This is a genomic window from Streptomyces sp. NBC_01431 (genome assembly GCF_036231355.1).
Lineage (GTDB): Bacteria > Actinomycetota > Actinomycetes > Streptomycetales > Streptomycetaceae > Streptomyces.
This window is the reverse complement of the sequence record NZ_CP109496.1, coordinates 1,471,123-1,489,289: the sequence shown is the minus strand read 5'-3', so window position 1 is coordinate 1,489,289 and position 18,167 is coordinate 1,471,123. Positions and strand designations below refer to the sequence as shown.

General features: G+C 69.5%; 15 protein-coding genes and 1 pseudogene. 12 read left to right on the top strand and 4 right to left on the bottom strand.

Annotated elements, in window-relative coordinates:
* Positions 1 to 26: 26 nt before the first annotated feature.
* The 12 genes from OG522_RS06960 (at position 27) to OG522_RS06905 (ending at position 12,800) form a co-directional block, all read left to right on the top strand.
* Complete coding sequence (locus OG522_RS06960; protein WP_329462063.1) at positions 27 to 803, top strand: hypothetical protein; 777 nt, start codon at positions 27 to 29, stop codon at positions 801 to 803.
* Entirely contained in the window at positions 800 to 2,128 is a 1,329-nt protein-coding gene (locus tag OG522_RS06955) for a CpaF family protein (RefSeq protein ID WP_329462062.1), read from the top strand. Before OG522_RS06960 ends, OG522_RS06955 begins: the two co-directional genes overlap by 4 nt.
* Entirely contained in the window at positions 2,125 to 2,997 is an 873-nt protein-coding gene (locus tag OG522_RS06950; RefSeq protein ID WP_329462061.1) for a type II secretion system F family protein, read from the top strand. The genes OG522_RS06955 and OG522_RS06950 overlap by 4 nt, the downstream gene beginning before the upstream one ends.
* Entirely contained in the window at positions 2,994 to 3,902 is a 909-nt protein-coding gene (locus tag OG522_RS06945) for a type II secretion system F family protein (RefSeq protein WP_329462060.1), read from the top strand. Before OG522_RS06950 ends, OG522_RS06945 begins: the two co-directional genes overlap by 4 nt.
* A gap of 36 nt (positions 3,903 to 3,938) precedes the next feature.
* Positions 3,939 to 4,136: a hypothetical protein gene (locus OG522_RS06940; protein WP_329462059.1), complete on the top strand. Its 198-nt coding sequence runs from the start codon at positions 3,939 to 3,941 to the stop codon at positions 4,134 to 4,136.
* On the top strand, positions 4,129 to 4,518 hold the full coding sequence (locus OG522_RS06935; protein WP_329462058.1) for a TadE/TadG family type IV pilus assembly protein: 390 nt from the start codon (positions 4,129 to 4,131) through the stop codon (positions 4,516 to 4,518). Before OG522_RS06940 ends, OG522_RS06935 begins: the two co-directional genes overlap by 8 nt.
* Positions 4,506 to 4,943, top strand: coding sequence for a TadE/TadG family type IV pilus assembly protein (locus tag OG522_RS06930; RefSeq protein WP_329462057.1), 438 nt, complete (start codon positions 4,506 to 4,508; stop codon positions 4,941 to 4,943). Before OG522_RS06935 ends, OG522_RS06930 begins: the two co-directional genes overlap by 13 nt.
* Positions 4,940 to 5,404: a TadE/TadG family type IV pilus assembly protein gene (locus OG522_RS06925; RefSeq protein WP_329462056.1), complete on the top strand. Its 465-nt coding sequence runs from the start codon at positions 4,940 to 4,942 to the stop codon at positions 5,402 to 5,404. The genes OG522_RS06930 and OG522_RS06925 overlap by 4 nt, the downstream gene beginning before the upstream one ends.
* The gene (locus OG522_RS06920; RefSeq protein WP_329462055.1) at positions 5,404 to 8,100 is read left to right on the top strand and encodes a BTAD domain-containing putative transcriptional regulator; all 2,697 of its coding nucleotides are present in this window, start codon (positions 5,404 to 5,406) and stop codon (positions 8,098 to 8,100) included. The genes OG522_RS06925 and OG522_RS06920 overlap by 1 nt, the downstream gene beginning before the upstream one ends.
* A gap of 1,182 nt (positions 8,101 to 9,282) precedes the next feature.
* Positions 9,283 to 10,365 carry an AAA family ATPase gene (locus tag OG522_RS06915; protein WP_443074817.1) on the top strand — a complete coding sequence of 361 codons (1,083 nt, stop codon included), beginning with the start codon at positions 9,283 to 9,285 and terminating at the stop codon, positions 10,363 to 10,365.
* 72 nt (positions 10,366 to 10,437) lie between these two features.
* Positions 10,438 to 12,264, top strand: coding sequence for a VWA domain-containing protein (locus OG522_RS06910; RefSeq protein WP_329462054.1), 1,827 nt, complete (start codon positions 10,438 to 10,440; stop codon positions 12,262 to 12,264).
* Between the two features lie 71 nt (positions 12,265 to 12,335).
* On the top strand, positions 12,336 to 12,800 hold the full coding sequence (locus tag OG522_RS06905) for a hypothetical protein (protein WP_329462053.1): 465 nt from the start codon (positions 12,336 to 12,338) through the stop codon (positions 12,798 to 12,800).
* 448 nt (positions 12,801 to 13,248) lie between these two features.
* Here the strand turns inward: OG522_RS06905 and OG522_RS06900 are convergent.
* The 4 genes and pseudogenes from OG522_RS06900 to OG522_RS06885 all read right to left on the bottom strand — a co-directional run bounded on the left by OG522_RS06900 (position 13,249) and on the right by OG522_RS06885 (position 18,112).
* Positions 13,249 to 14,084 (bottom strand): annotated as a pseudogene (locus OG522_RS06900) (immunity 49 family protein).
* A 168-nt stretch (positions 14,085 to 14,252) separates the two neighbouring features.
* Entirely contained in the window at positions 14,253 to 15,119 is an 867-nt protein-coding gene (locus tag OG522_RS06895; RefSeq protein WP_329462052.1) for an immunity 49 family protein, read from the bottom strand.
* Positions 15,094 to 17,727 (bottom strand): hypothetical protein, encoded by a 2,634-nt coding sequence (locus OG522_RS06890; RefSeq protein WP_329462051.1) that lies wholly within the window; start codon positions 17,725 to 17,727, stop codon positions 15,094 to 15,096. The genes OG522_RS06895 and OG522_RS06890 overlap by 26 nt, the downstream gene beginning before the upstream one ends.
* The gene (locus OG522_RS06885; protein ID WP_329462050.1) at positions 17,720 to 18,112 is read right to left on the bottom strand and encodes a DUF6507 family protein; all 393 of its coding nucleotides are present in this window, start codon (positions 18,110 to 18,112) and stop codon (positions 17,720 to 17,722) included. Before OG522_RS06885 ends, OG522_RS06890 begins: the two co-directional genes overlap by 8 nt.
* Positions 18,113 to 18,167 lie beyond the last annotated feature (55 nt).

The window sequence follows — 18,167 nt, the reverse complement described above, 5'->3', positions numbered from 1 at the left end:
TGGGTTCGCTCAAGGGGGCGCCCGGGGTGAGCACGCTTGCTCTGGCCCTGGCTGCTGCCTGGCCCTGTGTGGGTGAGGTGCGGCCGGTGGTGGTGGAGGCGGACGCCTCGGGTGGCGATCTCGCGGTCCGGTTCGGACTCTCCGACATGGCAGGGTTGCTTGCCCTGGCGGCCGGGGCGCGGCCCGGCGGTGACGGTGCGGCCCTGGACGGATGCGTGCAGCAGGCGGCCGGGGACGTGCGCGTGGTAGTGGGGCCGACGGGGGCGGTCCAGGCCGCACCGTGTGTCGCTGAGATCGCGGCGTGCCCGTCCGTCCTGCGCGGCGGCCGGAGTACGGGGGCGGTGCTGCTCGATCTTGGGCAGCTGGGGGGTGTGGCGTCGCGGGAGCTGGCGCGGGCGTCGGACCGGCTGGTGCTGGTGGCCCGGGGCGGCATGGACGCTCTGGCGCATGTTGCGGCGCGGCCCGAGTGGCTGGACGGCGTCTGGTGGGAGCTGGTCGTGGTGGGCGAGTGCCGCTATGCCGCCTCCGAGATCGCCAAGGCTCTGCGGGTGGATGAGGGCCGGATCCACAGGGTGCCGTGGGACCCGTCGGCCGGTGCCGCGCTGGGTGGTGAACGGCGGCTGGGGGAGCGGCGGTGGCGGCGCTCACCGCTGGCCCACTCCGCTTCCCGGCTGGCCCGGTATCTGTCCGGCGCCGATGACAGCCGGGAGCGCGCGGGTCTGGTCGGTGAGCTGGCGCAGCTTGTCCCACGGGTCGTGCCCCACCCGGCGCTGGGACCGGCCGGGGAGGGAGGTTCCCGGTGACGGAGTACACGGTCGTGGAGCCGTCGGCCGCTGAGAAGTTCCGGGAGAACATCGCGGCTGCCCTGACCGGGTTCGCGCATTCCCGCAGCGAGGCCGGACTGCCGGTCCAGAGCAGCGGGGAGCGGCGCACGCTGGCTAAGAGGCTGCTCGCGGACGAGGTCGCCTCCCATAACCAGGGGCGGCTTCAGTCGGGCCGGCCCGCGTTGAGCGGTGGTGAGCGCGAGGGGATCGAACGGCAGGTGATGGAGGCGCTGTTCGGTCTGGGCTCGCTCCAGGAATTGCTGGAGGACGAGCGGATCGAGAACATCCAGATCAACGGCGCGGACCAGGTCTTCGTCCGCTACGCCGACGGCACCGAGGAACAGCGCGCACCGGTGGCCGCATCCGACGGTGCACTCGTTGATCTGGTACGGCAGATCGCGGCCCGCTCCGGTCTGGAGGAGCGCCGCTTCGACCGGGGCTCGCCCAGCCTGAACATCTGCCTGCCCGACGGCTCGCGTCTGTTTGCGGTGATGGCGCTCTCGCACCGGGTGGGTCTGACGATCCGCCGGCACCGCTTCAAGCGCGTGACGATGGACGACCTGGTGGACCGTCTCGGGGTCTGCGACCGGGGCCTGGCCGCGTTCTTGACCGCACTGGTGCGGGCCCGCAAGAACATCATCGTCGGCGGGGGCACCAATGTCGGCAAGACCACCCTGGCCCGCGGCCTGGCCTCAGTGATCGCACCGCAGGAACGGCTGGTCACGATCGAGGACACCTTCGAGCTCGGCCTGCACGAAGACACTGCGGCACACCCCAATGTGATGGCCCTGCAGGCCCGCGAGGCCAACCTGGAAGGCGAAGGCGCCGTCGATCAGGCGGAGTTGGTGCGCTGGGGGCTGCGCATGTCACCGGACCGGGTGATCGTCGGGGAGATCCGGGGGCCCGAGGTGGTGCCGATGTGCAACGCCATGTCCCAGGGCAACGACGGCTCGCTCTCCACCATCCATGCCTCCACCTCGCGCGGGGTGTTCACCAAACTCGCCGCCTACGCCGCCCAGTCACCCGAGCGGCTCTCCCTGGAGGCCACGAACCTGCTGGTCGCCTCCGCCGTGCACTTCGTGGTCCATGTGGGCTGGGACGCCCAGGGGCGGCGGGCGATCGACTCCATCCGCGAAGTCGTCGACGCGGACGGGGCCCAGATCATCTCCAACGAGGTCTACAAACCCGGCCCCGACGGGCGGGCCGCACCCAGTGCGCCGCTGCGCACCGAGACCTTCGAGGAACTCATCGCGGCGGGCCTCGATGTGGCGCTGATGCGCGGCGGCCGATGGGGGAGCTCATGACCCACAGCGCACTCACCGGCCTGATGCTGGGCGCTGGGTTCACATCTTGCGTGGCGCTCATCGCCTACGGAGCTGTGTCGCGCCCGCAGGACGGTCAACTTGCCTGGCGGCGGTGGAGGTTGCCCGTGCAGGCCAGCGGGCGGAAGTGGCTGACGGCTGTCGTGGCCGCAGTCCTGACCGGTGCGGTCACCGGCTGGCCGGTGGCAGGACTGCTCACCCTGGTTGCCGTCCTGACCCTGCCCCGGCTGCTGGGCCCGGACCGCCAGGCCGCAGCCCGGACCGCCAGGCTGGAAGCTGTCGCGGTGTGGGCGGAGATGCTGCGCGACACCCTGTCGGCGGCGGCCGGCCTGGAGCAGGCGATCCTGGCCACGGCACCCGTCGCCCCGCCCGCCCTGCATGCGGAGACCGCCCGCCTGGCGGCCCGTATCGCCGAGGGGCAGCCGCTGGGTGGCGCGTTGCGTGCCTTCGCCGACGAAGTGGACGAGGCGACCTGTGACATGGTCACCGCCGCGCTGGTGATGGCCGCCGAACGCCAGGCCCGCCAACTCGCCCCTCTGCTCGGCCAGTTGGCGGCAGCGACCCGGGAGCAGGTAACCATGCGGCTGAAGACCGAGGCCGGACGCGGCCGGGTGCGCACATCGGTCCGCGTCATCACGTGCACGACCCTGGGCATGGCCGCCGGCCTGGTCGTCCTCAACCGCCCTTACCTGGACCCCTACACGAGCGCTGAGGGACAGCTCGTCCTGGCCCTGGTGGGTGCCCTGTTCGCGCTCGCCTACTGGTGGCTGATGAAGATCGCCACGATGGAGGAAGAGCCCCGCGTACTCAAAGCCGCACCCCTCACCCTGGGGGAGGTGACGGCCCGATGACGGCGATCCTCCTCGGGCTCGGTCTCGGAGGCTTCCTGGCGCTGATGCTCTACGGCATCCATCCGCCCCGAGCCTCCCTCGCCGACACCCTGGCCAAGATCAGCAAGCCGCCGGTGGCGGCGGCCGTGGCGGCACAGCCCGCCGGGGCCGATGGACATGAGGGCTGGGCGGCGCGGATCGGGCGGCACGCCGTACCCGCCCTGACGGTGCTCGGGCTGCCCACCGCTGGCCTGCGCCGGGACCTGAACGTTGCCGAGGTGCCCGTCGAGCGCTTCCTGGCAGAGAAGGCCACGGCTTTCCTGGCCGGGCTCCTCGCACCGAGTATCGCCTCGCTGCTGTGGTGGGCACTGACCGGCAACGAACTGGACGTACAACTGACAGCCCTGGGCTCGCTCGCGGTGGGGATGGCGCTGTTCTTCGCCCCAGACCTCTCGGTACGCTCCACCGCGAAGCTGCGCCGCAAGGAACTGCGACACACCCTGTCGGTCTTCCTGAACCTGGTCGTCATCGCCCTGGCCGGCGGCGCCGGCATCCACCAGGCCCTCACGGACGCCGGGGCAGGCCCGCAAGGATGGGGCGCGGCCCAACTGCGCCGCGCCCTGACCGCCGCCGAAGTGGGCCGCAGGAACGTCTGGCATGAGCTGGGCGCTCTGGGCGCCCGCACCGGGGTGCGGGAGCTGGCCGAACTCGCGGCGACCGTCTCGCTTGCCGGCAGCGAGGGCGCCAAGATCCGTATCTCGCTGGAGGCCAAGGCCGCCGCGATGCGCAGCCGCAGCCTGGCCGAGGCTGACGGCGCCGCGCAGTCCGCGACCGAACGGATGTCCCTGCCCGTCGTCGTCTTCTTCGCGGGCTTTCTCGTCTTCATCGGCTACCCGGCGCTGCAGAACGTCCTCGCCGGACTGTAGATCCCACCAACCCCCTGCTACGGAAGGGAGCTTGCCGTGCACGTACACGTCCGCTCGATCACCGCCCGCACCCGCGCCTGGGCCGGGCGCGTCACACGAGGGATGACCCAGGATGGCGGGTACTCCACGGAGGCCGTCATCGTCACCGCCCTGCTTGTTCTCATGGGCATCGCGGTCGTCGGCGTCATCGCCTCCAAGGTCCTGAGCAAGGCAAAGGGAATCGACCTTGGCTAGCCGGTTGCGGAGACGGTGGACGGACCGGGGCGCCGCCACCGCCGAACTGGTCCTGGTGGTGCCGCTGCTGATGGTCCTGCTGCTGTGCATCGTGCAGTTCGCGCTCGCGGCCCATGCCCAGCACATCGCGCAGACCGCCGCCTCACGCGCACTGGCTGCTGCTCGCGCGCAGGACGGCAGCGCCGCGGCCGGTCACGCGCGAGCAGCAGCCACCCTGCATCTGCTGGGCGGCCGGGTTCTCACCCAGCCCACCGTGAACGTCGCACGCGGTGCGAGGAGTGTCGCGGTCGAGGTGCACGGCGGCGTCCTGATGGTTGTGCCCGGCCTGCACCTGAGCGTGGCCGGGCATGCCGCGGGGCCGAGTGAGCGATGGACACGGTGACCAAGCGGCTGCTCCGCTTCCGTCACGGCTCGGCGGATGGCGGGGCGGCCACGACCGAACTCGTCCTGGTCACACCGCTGTTAATTCTGCTGGCCCTGGTCGCCGTAGCCTTCGGCAAGCTCGCCGGCGCCCGCCTGGACGCCGACGAAGCCGCCCACCAGGCAGCCCGCGCCGCCTCCCTGGCCCGCACCCCTGGCCAGGCGCGGACCGACGCCGAAGCGGCAGCACAGCGCAGCCTGGCCGAGGCAGGATCCTCCTGCACCAGCCCCCGAGTAGCGCCGAATCTCGGCGGCTTCGATCCCGGCGGCACGGTGCGGGTGACGGTTACCTGCCGCGCCACCCTGGATGTGCCCGGATTGCACGGCGTGGACGTCACGGCATCGGCTGCCTCCGTCGTGGACTTCTACCGAGGAGTCGAGTCATGAGACATGCACAACGTAAGACTCGGCGGCGCGCACTACGCGGCGATGAGGGGCAGGTCACCGCGGTCGTGGTGGTCTCGCTGGCCGGGCTGTTCCTGTTCGCCGGGCTCGTCATCGACGGCGGACTCGCCCTGGCCGGCAAGGTACGAGCCGCCGACACCGCACAGGAGGCTGCGCGAGCCGCTTGCCAGCACGTCGACCTGCCTTATCTGCGCGCCACCCACCACATGCGCCTCGACGTAAGCGCCGCCGGCGCCGCGGCCCGTGCCCAGGTGGCCGCCGCCGGAGACCGGGCCCGCGTAGAAGTGCATGACGACCAGACACAGGTCACCGTCACCCATGTCCAGCACACCCAGGTCCTGTCTCTGGTCGGCCTCGGCTCGCTCACGACCACGGCGTCCGCCACCGCACACATCGAACGCGGCGCCACCACACCCTGGGATGACGAGAAGAGCGGCTCCTGATGGCGACACTCCCTCCCGCGCGCCGCCCGGTCCACCGGCTGGCGGCCGCTGTGCGCATCCTCACCCTGGTGAGCGTGCTCATGGTCGCTGTGGCCGGCATTCCGTACGTCCTGACCGTCACCATCGGCGTGCCCTGGCCCGAGCAGGTCACCTCGCTCAACGACTTGGAAAACCGGCTCGCCCAGCCTGTCAGCGACCCCTTCGTACTCAAGGTGATTGCGCTGGCGGGCTGGGCCTGCTGGACGTACTTCATGGCCGTGCTGGCGCGCGAGACACTCTGGCTGCTTGCCCGTCTGCCCGCCCTCGTCCGCGATGCGACGGTCCTTCGCCAGCGCACCCAGATACTGCCTGCCCACCGGGCCGCCGCAGCCCTCCTGGTCGGCACCCTGCTCCTGGCTATGGTCGGCATGTGGCGCCTGCCCGCCGCGCACGCCGCCATGTCGCCGGCCACTCCCTCGGCCCCGGTGGTGGTTGCCGCAACCGCGCCCCAGCACGTGCCGTCCGCCCGGACCCCCGCGCCCACCCACATCACCTACACGGTGAAGCCGGGCGACACTCTGTGGGACATCGCCGAACGGCATCTCGGCGACCCGCTCAAGTGGCCGCAGATCTACCAACTCTCCTGCACCATCCGGCAATCCGACGGAGGCCTGCTCTCCGACCCGGACCTGATCCTGCCCGGCTGGCGCCTGCACCTGACCGCCTCGAACCCGCCTGCCGCCCACACGCCACCCCCACCCGCCCCCGCGCCGCCTTCGCGGACACCCGCGCCGACCGCCGTGCCCCACCAGCCGCCGCCTTCGCAGCACGCCAGCCACAGCGACGAGCAGCAACAGGCAGACCACCGCGAACACGGCCAGGCTCCGCAGCAAAGGCCTGCGCCCCGACCGCGGCCTCGCCCGGTAACGATCTCCCTCGGCACTGCCTCCGCGATCGGGATCACCACGGCGGCGGGCATCGCGGCAGCCCTCGGCTTCGCCCGCTGGCACGCAGCCCGCCGCCGCACCCCCTCACTCGACACGCTCACCGCACCCCTGGAAGACAACGACGGCCAGCTCGGCGAGGCCCTGAGCCGCAGCAACCAAGCCCACCTGAAAGCCCGCGCCGCCCGCCAGCACGACCCCGAGACCCTGCCCCGACGCACCGCCCCGGCCGAACCCGGACAGCCAGGCACCGTCACCATCGCCGAACAGGCCGGCCGCGAAGTACGCATCGACACCCTCGCCCAAGCCGGTGGAGTGCAGCTGACCGGCCCGGGCGCCGAGGACACAGCCCGCCACCTGGCCATCGCCATCGCCTGCGCCGCACAGCGCCTGCGCCCCAACCCGCCACGCGTACAACTGATCACCGACCAGGCCACCCTGAACCGCCTGCTTCCCCACGCCCACCGGCCCGTGCCCGCCTGGACGGTCACCGACACCCCCACAGCAGCCCTTCAGGCCGCCGAGCACGCCCTGCTGGAGCACACCTGCCACGAACAGCACCTGGACGCCGGGCCGTTGGAAGACGGCATGCCCGCCCTGCACGTCCTGCTCCTGGATCAGAGCGGCGATGTTTCCACCCGCCTGGCAGCCCTCGCCACCCGGGCCACCCCCGGCCAACTCGCCGTGATCACCCTCGGAGCCCACGCCGACTTCACGCGCCACCAGCTCACCGTCGCTACCGACGGCACCGCTGCCGGCACCCTTGCTCCCTTGCAGAAGTGCTCGATGTTCCTGCTCGCCCCCTCGGCGGCCACCGAGATCCTGCACACCCTGTATGCCGCCCACGGACGGCGCCCGAGTCCGGACCCGAGCGACGAGACAGAAGACCCCGAACCCGAAGCCACCCCCAGCCCGGCGCCGAAGCATGCGAGCCCGCCCGCCGCGACGAGTTCCCCGGCCAAGGAACCGCGAGCGGATGGGGCACCCTCCCGGGCGGTGCACATTCGCCTCTTCGGCGGATTCAAACTGGTGGTGAACGGCAAGGAATGCACACTTGCCGACACCAGGAAAGAAGCGACCCGGGAATTCATCGCGCTGCTCGCCGCCCACCCGGACGGTCTGCGCGGCGAGGAAATCGCCGAGAAAATGCAGCTGGTCGACGACCCGGCTGAGGCGAAAGGCGACATTGAGAACCTGCGCCGCGCTGCCCGCCGCGTGTTCCGCGACGCCACGGGAAAGAAGCAGGTCGCCTTCGTCGTCCTCAGCGGCCAGGTCCACCGCCTCGACCGTCAGTACATCTCCACCGACATCGCCGGCTTCACCGGCATCCTCAAACAGATCGCTACGGCCGACTCCCCCTACACCCGCGCAGCCATCCTCGGCCAGGCAACCGACATCTACACCGGACCGCTGTGTGACGGCGCCGATTACCTCTGGGCCCACAGCCTGCGCACCCAGCTGCACCGCAGCGCCGTGGACGCCCTGATACTGCTCGCCGAACACACCGGACAGCGCTCCGCCGACCCAGAACCCGCCCTCGCCCTGCTCAACCGCGCCGCCGACCTCGACCCCGAGAACGAGCGCGTCTACCGACGCATCATCGAGCTCCAGCTCGCCCTCGGCCGCGACGACGCCGCCCAGCGCACCCTCGCCCTGCTCACCGAACGCCTCGCCCGTATCGACGCCGAACCTGAGCCTGCGATCCTCGCCCTGCTCGGACAGGTCCCGCCCCACACCAGGGCTCCCTCACGCCGCACCGCGATCCGACGCTGAAGTCCTCCCACCCGTCCCCACTGGCGTCCTGTCACGGGGATCCACCCCGCAGTCCCGCTTGCACGGGAGCACCCACACCAGCCATACACGCAGGCCACGGCCCGATCCGCCACCGCGGACCGGGCCAGCCTGCATATCGGTACAAGCACCTGTCCCGATCTGCTGACACCGGCGGCCCGCCCCAACACTCCTCTCCGTACAGCTGACTGCTCTCGCCCGCTGTCACTCCTTGCCTCATCACCTCCTTCCTTCTTCCTCTCTCCCTTCGCTCTTTCCCTGCTTGAGTGCAGTTGGCCGGCGCCCCATGGCGAGGCGGGTGCCCAGGCGCAGCCGAGGGCGCCCGCCGTGCCGCCAGGGCCGTGCCGCCAGGGCCGTGCCGCCAGGGCCGTGCCGCCAGGGCCGTGCCGCCAGGGCCGTGCCGCCAGGGCCGTGCCGCCAGGGCCGTGCCGCCAGGGCCGTGCCGCCAGGGCCGTGCCGCCAGGGCCGTGCCGCCAGGGCCGTGCCGCCAGGGCCGTGCCGCCAGGGCCGTGCCGCCAGGGCCGTGCCGCCAGGGCCGTGCCGCCAGGGCCGTGCCGCCAGGGCCGTGCCGCCAGGGCCGTGCCGCCAGGGCCGTGCCGCCAGGGCCGTGCCGCCAGGGCCGTGCCGCCAGGGCCGTGCCGCCAGGGCCGTGCCGCCAGGGCCGTGCCGCCGATTCGCGCACGCGCTCGAAGGTGGGGTGTTGGCGCCGGCAGGCCGCCTGCGATCGCGTCGCGAAACCGGTCGGAGGCGACACAAGGCGTCGCGCATTCCGGGATTCTCCTGAATTCCTGTCGTGAATTCCCGAGAAGTCCAGCATTATCAAGCCCAATTCCGACTTCAGGTCGGGCGCTGGTCGAGCTATATTTAAATTGTTCCCGAAAAGGCCGGGTGGATTTCGGTCGAGGGAGTCACTCGAATATTGGCAACGGGTGAAGTGCGCCAAAAACAGGCTTTCGAATTCGAAGAGCGCCGCGCCCACCCCGGTGACCGATGAAAGGTTGCGCGATGACCAGTAACGCCCCGCCCGCCTCCTCAGCTCCCGGCCCCGCATCGCCGCCATCTGCCTCCAGCGCACCGCGACCATCCGCCTCCAGCGCGCCGAACTCTCCAGCGGTGTCTGCCGGTTCGCCGTCCGGGGTGGGTGGCAAGGCCCGGCCGGGCGAGCTGCGGGCGAGGGTCGCGGGGCTGTTAGCCGCGAATGTGACGGTGCAGTTCAGCGTGACCGAACTGGCCAAGCTCCTCGGACATTCGGGCGGGGCGGTCGGCAACGCCTGCGAGACGCTGGCGTGCCGGGGTGAGGCCGAGCGGGTCGGCTCCAACCCGCGCATGTACCGGGCTACTTCCAAGACCGGCGCCGCAGCACAGCGCGCCGTCTCGCCGCCCGGACCGGGCCCGGCGCTACCGGCCCAGCGCACGGGCGCCCCGGCGGCTGCCATGCCGCCGGGCGGGCGTCCAGAGCCGGTCACCCGGCCGAACGGGCAGCAGTATCACCCCAGGTTGCTGGCCCAGCTGCCGGATGTGGAGGCGCTGCGGCGGCTGCGCGAGGCGCAGGTGGCGGTGTTGCTGTACGGGCCGCCGGGCACGGGCAAGACCTCACTGATCGAGGCGGCCTTCCCGGACCTGATCACAGTCGCCGGGGACGGCGACACCACGGTCGGCGACCTCGTAGGCGAGTACACCCAGGACCAGAACGGCGGCTACCAGTTCATCTACGGCCCGCTGGTCACCGCCATGCAGGAGGGCAAGGCCCTGCTCCTGGACGATGCCACGCTGATCTCCCCGAAGGTGCTGGCCGCCCTGTATCCGGCGATGGACGGGCGCAGGCAGATCCAGGTCAAGGCCCACAAGGGCGAGCCGATCTGTGCCGCCGACGGGTTCTACGTGATCGCCGGACACAACCCCGGCGTCCACGGCGCGGTGTTGACCGAGGCCCTCGCGTCCCGGTTTTCGGTGCAGATCCAGGTGGGCTCCGACTACGACCTGGCCGCCGCCTTGAAGATCAACCGGACGGCGGTGCGGATCGCCCGCCACCTCGCCACCAGCCAGCTCGCGGGCGAGGTCGGCTGGGCTCCACAACTACGCGAACTGATCGCCTTCCAGAAGATCGCCGATGTCCTCGGTGCCGAGACGGCCTTCGCCAACCTGGTCGGCATCGCGCCCCTGGAAGACCGCGACACGGTCGCCGAGATCGTCACCAAAGCCCTCGGCCGCCCGGTCACCGCCCTGGCCCTCGGCCGCCAACTCTGACCCGCCTCAACCCCCTTCGGCCCTTCGGCCAACACCGCCACCCACCACCCCTTGGAAGGGATCCGATCCGTCATGCCCGCACACACCCAAGCCCACGTCCAGCACGCCCCGCCTGCCCTGACCGAGGCCGAATGGGCCCACGCCCGCTGGGAGGACGACGGCGGCCCCATCTACGAGGCACCCCCCGGGCCGCAAGCCGGACACTGGCTGCGCATCGCCGCCGCCCTGACCGACCGGCTCCCCGAACTCGCAGAACGCGAGGACGTACTCGTCACCTGCGAGCAAACCACCTGTTCCGGCGCCCCGGCCGCCTTCTACCCAGCCCTGGCCCGGCTGGAAATCGACCGGGCACTCTTCGCCCCCCGGCAACCGCACACCATCGACCCCGCCCAGCCCGGCGACGAGGACAACTACCCAGTGGCCTGGGGCGCCTTCACCCACGAGGCCGCGCACGCCGCCCACAGCCGCTGGACCACCCCACCCGAGCTTCGCGGCACAGCCCTGGACGCGGCAGCCCAGTTGCTGGAGGAATCCCGCGCCGAACACGCCCACCTCAACCGCCGCCCCGGCGACCGTCGCTTCCTGCGCAGTGCCGCCCACACCCTGATCCTGGCCGACTGCACCGCCCAGAGCGTCAGCGACCACTGGCAGGCCGCCACGGCAGCCGCTCTGATCCTCGCCCGCCGGGACGCCGGAATCCTCGACCCCGACGAAACCGAACCCGTCCACGACAGCGTCACCCAGATCCTCGGCCCCGACCTCCTGGCCACCCTCACTGCCATTTGGACCGCCGCCCACACCACCGGCGACACCGACGAACAAGCCATGCTCAACCACGCCGAGGCCTGGTGCCAGGCACTCAGCGCCAACTCGGCAGCCGCTGAACCCGCCTCGGAGTCCCAACCCGGTATGGCCCCTGACGAGTTGGCCACGGCGATCGGTACGGTCCTGGACCGGGTGCGGAGCAACGAGGCCGCGCAGGCCGCAGCTCAGGCCCGGGTGGATGCCGCCCGCGAGGCGCGAGCCGGAGCCCGGGCCACCGGCGCAGCCCGGCAACGCCAAGCCGCGCGACTGGCCGAGAAGGTCTTCGCACCGGGCGGCCGCCCCTACACCCCGAATCAAGCGGCCCCGGGCCGCCGCCGCTCCCCGGTGTCCGGAACCCGGCCGGCCACCCCGGCGGAGAAGGCGGCAGCCGGGCATTTGGCGAGGGCGCTACGAGCCGCCGCCTACCGCGAACGCACCCCGACTGTGACCGCGTCGGCGGCCCCGCCCGGACGCCTGAACATGCGTCAGGCCCTCGTCCGGGAAGCACAGCTCGCCGCAGGCGCAACCCCGACCGCCACCCCCTTTACCCGCACCACCTACCGGCCCAGCCCCACCCCGCCACTGCGCGTGGGGATCGCGGTGGATGTCTCGGGCTCCATGGACATCGCCACAGCGCCCATCGCCTCGGCCGCCTGGATCATGGCCAAAGCCACCGCGCTCACCGACCCCGACTCGCACAGCGCCACCGTGGCCTACGACCGATCGGTGACCGCCATCACCACACCCGGCCGTCCGCCAGGGCGGGTGACGCAGTTTGAAGCCAGGGGCGGGGGCCACAGCCTCGCCGAGACCATCGACGCCCTGACCGGCGCGCTCGGCCTGGACCGCTCGGGGGCAGGCCGCCTACTGGTGATCGCCTCGGACGGCTACTACCGCCCCGACGAAGCCGCTCGAGCAAGCCAGCGCGTCACTGCCCTGCGCACGGAAGGCTGCGCGGTGTTGTGGCTCGCCTTCGCCCCCGACCCCCGACCCCTGCCCGGCACCACCCTGATCGAGCTCGCCGACCCCGCCCAGGCCGCCACCGCAATCGGCCAGGCCGCCACCGCAGCCCTGGCCACCACCCACCACCTGTGACCACACACCGCCCCGGTCCAGTCCGGGGCGGCACCCCGTGCACACCCCTGAGTGAAGGAGACCGAATTCCCATGGCATCGCTCGCTGAACGCGCTCACGCCGCCGCCGTGTACATCCGCCACCACACAGCCATCAGCCAGCACGGCCCCTACCGGGGCGAAGAACACGCCCGCACCGCCATCCGCCTGTCCGCCGCCCTCGGACTCGGCCTCGACCAGATCACCACCGTCCCGGACTGGCTGCGACGGCGCACCACCCCCGGCGAGCCCGTCCTGGCCACCGCCACCTGCCCCGACACCGCCGAAAAGTTCATCTTCCTCGCCCGCCACCCCATCTACGACGATGAGCCGTTCGAACTCCTGGGCCCCTGCCCCGAATGCGCCGGCACCGTACCCCTCGCCGAGATCCGCCACCTCGCCGACCTCGGCACCCACCTCGCCACCGGCCCAACCCTGCACGGCAACAGCCCCATCCCCGAAACCTTCGCCCACGACCCCGGCCACACGAACACCTGCCGCTTCGGCGAAACCACCTGACCCACAACATTGGGCCGCCCGCCTCCGGATGGACGGCCCAAGCGCCCATCCCAAGCGCCGCACTCCAATCAGGAGGAATGACCCATGGATCCACGATTACAGCCCGCAGCCCAGCTGCTGCTCGCTGGGCTCTCCACCCGTCTCGCGGCAGCCCCACCTGAACCGCCCGCAGCAAGGCTGCACGAGCAACTCGCCAGGCTCGTTCGCACCGACAGTGCGGGCTCCGCGAAGTTGTTCCTCGCTGATACCCGCAGCCCGCGTGAGCGCGGGATCCGTACGTTCTTCTCCGTCGGCCATGCGGTCACCGAGCCGATTTGCCGGGCGATTCGCACCGTTCCCAACCGGCTCTGGCATCCGGCCCTAGACCAGGACAGCAGCCTGTGCGATGGAGCCGAGGTCGCCGAGCTGCCCGGCATGATCGATCTGGCCGATCTGGCCAGCACCCGGATCATCGTGCGGCGTGAACGCCCGCATCCGGCGCCCAGCTGTCCCTGTTCGACGCCGACGACGGCCTGTGCCGCCCGGTGTTCCTCTCGCCGACCCATTCCGGGATCAGCAGGCCTTGCGGCATATATTCTGACTCGACCTCAATGTCCATGCCGGCGTCGTGAGCGATGCAGGCGAGCGCGAGTGGAGCCAAAGCGACGAGACCATCGACACTCGCTGGATCGTTCTCCGACCAGTACGCCTTGTGCCAGTTGAGAGCCTTCTCCAGGGCAGAGTTGAACCCGTTGGCATCCCGCTCCATGAGGTACCGGAACATCTCAACCAGCGGGGAGAAGAGCTCCAGAGCTTTTGTGCGTTCAGCCTCGGGAAGCCCTTCGGGCGCACTTTGCCTAGCGGCGGCGAGCAGAGAATTCCACATTTTCTCGCTATCCTTGTGGATGCCGATTCGCAATGCCTCCACCCACAAGAAGAGGTATTCCTTGACGCCGGCTTCCTCCGCGCGCAGGAACGGCATGGGGATCGAAGCCGGTCGCTCTCTCGGCAGATGGCCGTCAGGTAGAAGGCGTCCAGCCAGTTTTCTGCGGTGAGGTAGTCGCGTGGGCCGAGGGCGGGCAGTGTCTTCTCCTCCCTCCCGACACGGAAATGCACCGACTCCCCCTGGGGAGCTACACCGGCAGAGAGCAGCGCCGAGCCGAGCTGCGTCGCCTTGACCCAGGGCTCCCAGGTCCAAAAATCGGAGACTTTGGGGTCGATACCGCAGCGAGCCTTCGCAACCGCCAAATGAAAAGCCAGCACATCGAAACGCTCAAAATCGGATGCTTCAATCCGATCAAGCATTTCCTGCGCAAGGCCTGACAGCCTCTCCAGGAAATCGCGAGTGGCCTCCTCTGAGACCAGAGAGTGGCGGCTGATTGTTACCGTTATATCTCCTGCGCAGGCGCGGGTTGCTGTCGGACCTGGTGGGTCAGGCACCGTAGCCCTGGCTGCCATGACACCGCGCGTCGGTCACGTCTCGTACTCACCGACCCATGTGCGCTCCAAGAGGTGCTTGGGCAGGTATTCGGACTCCACCTCGACTGGGAGGTCGGCGTCGAAGGCCATGCAGGCGATAGCCAGAGCACCGAGGGCCACCAGCCCCTCACTGCTCTTGGATCGTGCCTCATTGCCAGTCCAGTACTCGCGGTGCCAGGTGAGAGATTCCGCTAGAGCGTCGTTGAACCGGTCCGGCTCTTGCCGCTGGTAGCGATGAAACACTTCCAGCGGCGGATAGAGGATCTTCAGCATGAGCTCAGCACTAGCAATATGGGGAGCTGCGGGATCCGTCCCGTTAATAGCTGTGACTAGTGTGTCCCAGGTCTCCTGGCGACCGAACCAGGCATTCTGCAGGGTCTCCACCCATGCGTAGATGTAGTCGTCAAACTCTGCACCGGACGCGCGAAGAAATGAGACTGGCACTCGGGCTAGTTGGTCAAGCCGCTCGTTCTCTCGGCAGATCACCGCCAGGTAGTAGGCGACGAGCCAGTTACCCGCATGCAGGTACTCTTGCGGTCCAGTCGCGGGGAGATTCTTGATCTCGCCCTTGCTCCCGATATGGCACGGCACAGTTCCCTCCGGAGATGCCGCCGAGATAAACAGGCCTGAGCCGACCTGCATCGCAGTGACCCACGCTTCCCACGTCGAGAACTCTTTCGCCGCCGGATCCGTCAGGCAATTCCACTTGGCAACAGTGAGTGCATAGTCCAGGGCGTCGTAGCGGTCGAACTCCGAGGTCTCAAGTTCAGCCAGCGCCTCTTCAGTGCTCTCAATGATCGGCGCCATGGCCTCAGCCGCGTTGTTCACAGGGAAGTCATGACGGGGAATTCGGACGACCATGTGGCCCACCCTCTGAGTAGATTTTCATGTGTTCCAGCACGGCTCCAGCATAGCGGTTACCGTCGGGCTCTATCACTTTGACCAGGACATACTTCAGCTTTCCGGCCTTGTATGCATTCCGGAACTCGCGCGCAAGCTCAGCATCACGACCGCCACGCCTTGTCATCTCCGCGAAAATGGTTCGGAGGTATGGCGGCGTTCCCTGCTTCACCCTCATGCCCGCAGCTCCGCCATTGTCGCCCAGGTGCGGATTTTTAGGGTCCTCAGGGTCGGCGCGCCCCTGGCGCCAGTCGAGATCGTTCCCGGGCGCCTTGTCCTCGGCGATCAGGATTTCATCCTTATTGATTCTGTAGGCCCCGTCGAACGTGTGGGCGCCGTTGGTCGTCTTCGGGAGGTCAATTGCCTCACGGATGGTGAACTCATGAGGAATCACGTGAAGCTGGGATGCAAGTTCTCCCAACTTCTCGGAAATCTTACTGTTGGGCGGTACGTCAACAAGCTGCTTAGTGTAGGCCTTTTGGGCAGCGTCGAGGGCCTCCTGATGAGGAACGGAGGGTGTCTTCTCGAATGCTGACTGTGCATTCATGAGCTCTCGATAGGCCTGACGATCCGCTGTTGACCTGTCGAGCGTCGGCAGCACGTGATCCGGTGCGGTCTCTCGTCCGAGCGGCTTCGCGCCGAACCGGGTTTCAGATGGGCCGCTCGGCATGTCGTGCTTGGCGATCCAGTCGCCCTGAGCATCCTTCGCGAGCTGGGGGAGGTCAACTCCATCTACCTTCCCGATGTGTTTTCTCCGCCTGCCGATGATGTCGTAGTGCTTCGCGTACCAGGCAGGATCTTCGTTGGCCTTGCGGACGTGCTCATCTTGAATGGCCTTGCGCTCGGCGGTGCTCAACTCCCGTTCGCCGCCGCTCCCGTCGTGCCCGGTGCCGCCGGTTCCATGGCTGCCGCTGCCTGAACCGTGGCCGCTGGGCGAATGTCCTCGGCCTGTCCCAGAGCCGGAGGTCATTCCGTCGGCACTGGCGGGATGGGCCGTATGGGAGGAGCGGCCCCCGCCGCCGTTGTCGTGGGTAGCGAGGCTGTCGCCTCCGCGGCCCGCAGGTGGCTCATGCGCTGCGGTTGGGCCCGCGATCGAGTCGCGGGTGGCGTTGTCCAGCGTTCCGTGGCCGGCCCGTTCGGCAGCGGCAACGAGCACGGGCGCTTTGGTACCGGGGAGGGAGGCCTCTGCCGCGTGCGGCAGAGAGTTCTCCAGCGCAGCCCGATCGGCGGCCGAGAGTTCGATGTGGGCTGCGGACTTCGTGCCGTCGGCGAGGGTGACTGTGCCCTCTTTGAGGTTCAGGCGGGCGCCGCCGGGCCATTCGAGCGTGTCGCCCTTGATGACGGGTACGTCGTCGGCGAATTTGACGTAGGTGCCGTCGGTCTGGAGGTGTCCGGCGCTGGAGAGGATGTCCGTGGAGGCGCCGGAGTTGAGGCTCTTGAGGGTGGCGAACAGGTCACCAACCTTCCCGACGCCGAATTTGCCCGCCTTGAAGACGTAGGTCATGGGGTCGACGGCGCGTCCGACTTTGCCCAGGACGGAGACGGTTTTGGCGACCGCGCCGCCCTTGGCCGCGGTGCCGGCGCCGCCGGTGAAGATGGTGGTCAGGACGTTGAAGGTGACCCCGCCGGCGGCGCGTGCCGGGTTCTTGCCCCACTGGTCGTAGGCGATCAGGGCTTTGCCGGTTTCCTTGAGCGCGGTGCGTGACTCGCGGAACCACTTGGGCATCATGCTGGCGGGTGTGGCCAGGAACATGCCGTTGGCGCCCGGGGTGATCATGATGGCCAGGCCGGTGGCGACCTTGGCCAGGCCCTTCCAGGCCCCCCAGGCCGAGTCCCAGCCATCACAGCCGAGCAGGATGTCGATGCCGGTGACGGTGCCCCAGATGCCGTCGACGATGAAGCCGTCCCACACGAGACTCTTGCCCTGGTGCCACCACCAGTTGAGGCCGGTGTATTCGGGTTCCGCGTAGTTGCCCCAGGGCAACTTGTCCATGTGGCTGAGGTCTTCTGCCCTGGCCCCGTACTCCACCGTGCCCATGCGCACGATCTTCTGCTCGCCGTAGCTGCCCAGGACCAGGGTGGTTCCGCCGACCAGCGCGGTGATCTTGTTGTGGCAGGCGATCTCCGCCTCGTAGAACGCCTGCAACGTGGCCTGGACCTCGTTCTTCAGGCCGTCGTTGCGGTCCCGCTTCTTCTCGTCACGCTGCCAGTGGTCATCGCCCGCAATGCTCGCGGTGAACGCGAACGCCTGGCGTTGCAGGTCTTCGAGCTTCTTCGCCAGCGGCCGCACTTCCTGGCTGTAGGTGCTCAGAGCAGCGGACACCTTCTCCAGGTTGTCCGCGAACGTGGCGGTCTTCGCGGCCACCGGCGCGGTCGTGGCGAACAACTGCTCCGCCTCCGGCGCCTTGTAAAAAGCCGCCACGCCCTGGAAGTTGGAGTGGATACCCGCACCGGCATCACGGAATGAGCCGGCTTCCGTGGTCAGGAGCGCGGTGTCATGGTCGAGGCTGTCCAGGTCACCGGTGAACTGGGGGATACCCGACGGCACGATCGATTCGGGCTCACTCACTGACGGGCCGCCTGCCCGAGAACCCCGGCGGCGCCGGTATCGGCTCCTGGACTGCCGCATGCTGCGCCTGCGCGGCCATGGTCAGATCACCCTTGACGTACTCATTCGTCGCATCGGCTGCCCCGGTCAACGACTTGCCCGTGCGTTCCACGACGTAGCGCAGGTCCTTCTGCCAGTGCTGCATGAACTCACCCAGCGCCGCCGCCACCGGACCCGTCGCCAGCGCCGGCCCGGTATACCCGGACGCGACCGTGCCCGCAGCCGTCGCCGTCCGCGGCAACGTGTCACTCAGATTCGTCCCCGCCGTCGACAACTCCCCAGCCGACACCGCCGTCTTCTTCAACGCACCCTGAACGCCGGACGGACTCACGTCCCACCCCGTCACCGCAAACTCCCCACGCCCCGTTGTCCCAACCCCCGCGCCCCGAAAGGCCCGTCCT

Bases quoted from the DNA above. Each gene is read 5' to 3' on its own strand.
- OG522_RS06950 (WP_329462061.1), top strand. From the start codon at position 2,125: ATGACCCACAGCGCACTCACCGGCCTGATGCTGGGCGCTGGGTTCACA.
- OG522_RS06945 (WP_329462060.1), top strand. From the start codon at position 2,994: ATGACGGCGATCCTCCTCGGGCTCGGTCTCGGAGGCTTCCTGGCGCTG.
- OG522_RS06930 (WP_329462057.1), top strand. From the start codon at position 4,506: ATGGACACGGTGACCAAGCGGCTGCTCCGCTTCCGTCACGGCTCGGCG.
- OG522_RS06925 (WP_329462056.1), top strand. From the start codon at position 4,940: ATGAGACATGCACAACGTAAGACTCGGCGGCGCGCACTACGCGGCGAT.
- OG522_RS06920 (WP_329462055.1), top strand. From the start codon at position 5,404: ATGGCGACACTCCCTCCCGCGCGCCGCCCGGTCCACCGGCTGGCGGCC.
- OG522_RS06910 (WP_329462054.1), top strand. From the start codon at position 10,438: ATGCCCGCACACACCCAAGCCCACGTCCAGCACGCCCCGCCTGCCCTG.
- OG522_RS06905 (WP_329462053.1), top strand. From the start codon at position 12,336: ATGGCATCGCTCGCTGAACGCGCTCACGCCGCCGCCGTGTACATCCGC.
- OG522_RS06895 (WP_329462052.1), bottom strand. From the start codon at position 15,119: ATGGTCGTCCGAATTCCCCGTCATGACTTCCCTGTGAACAACGCGGCT.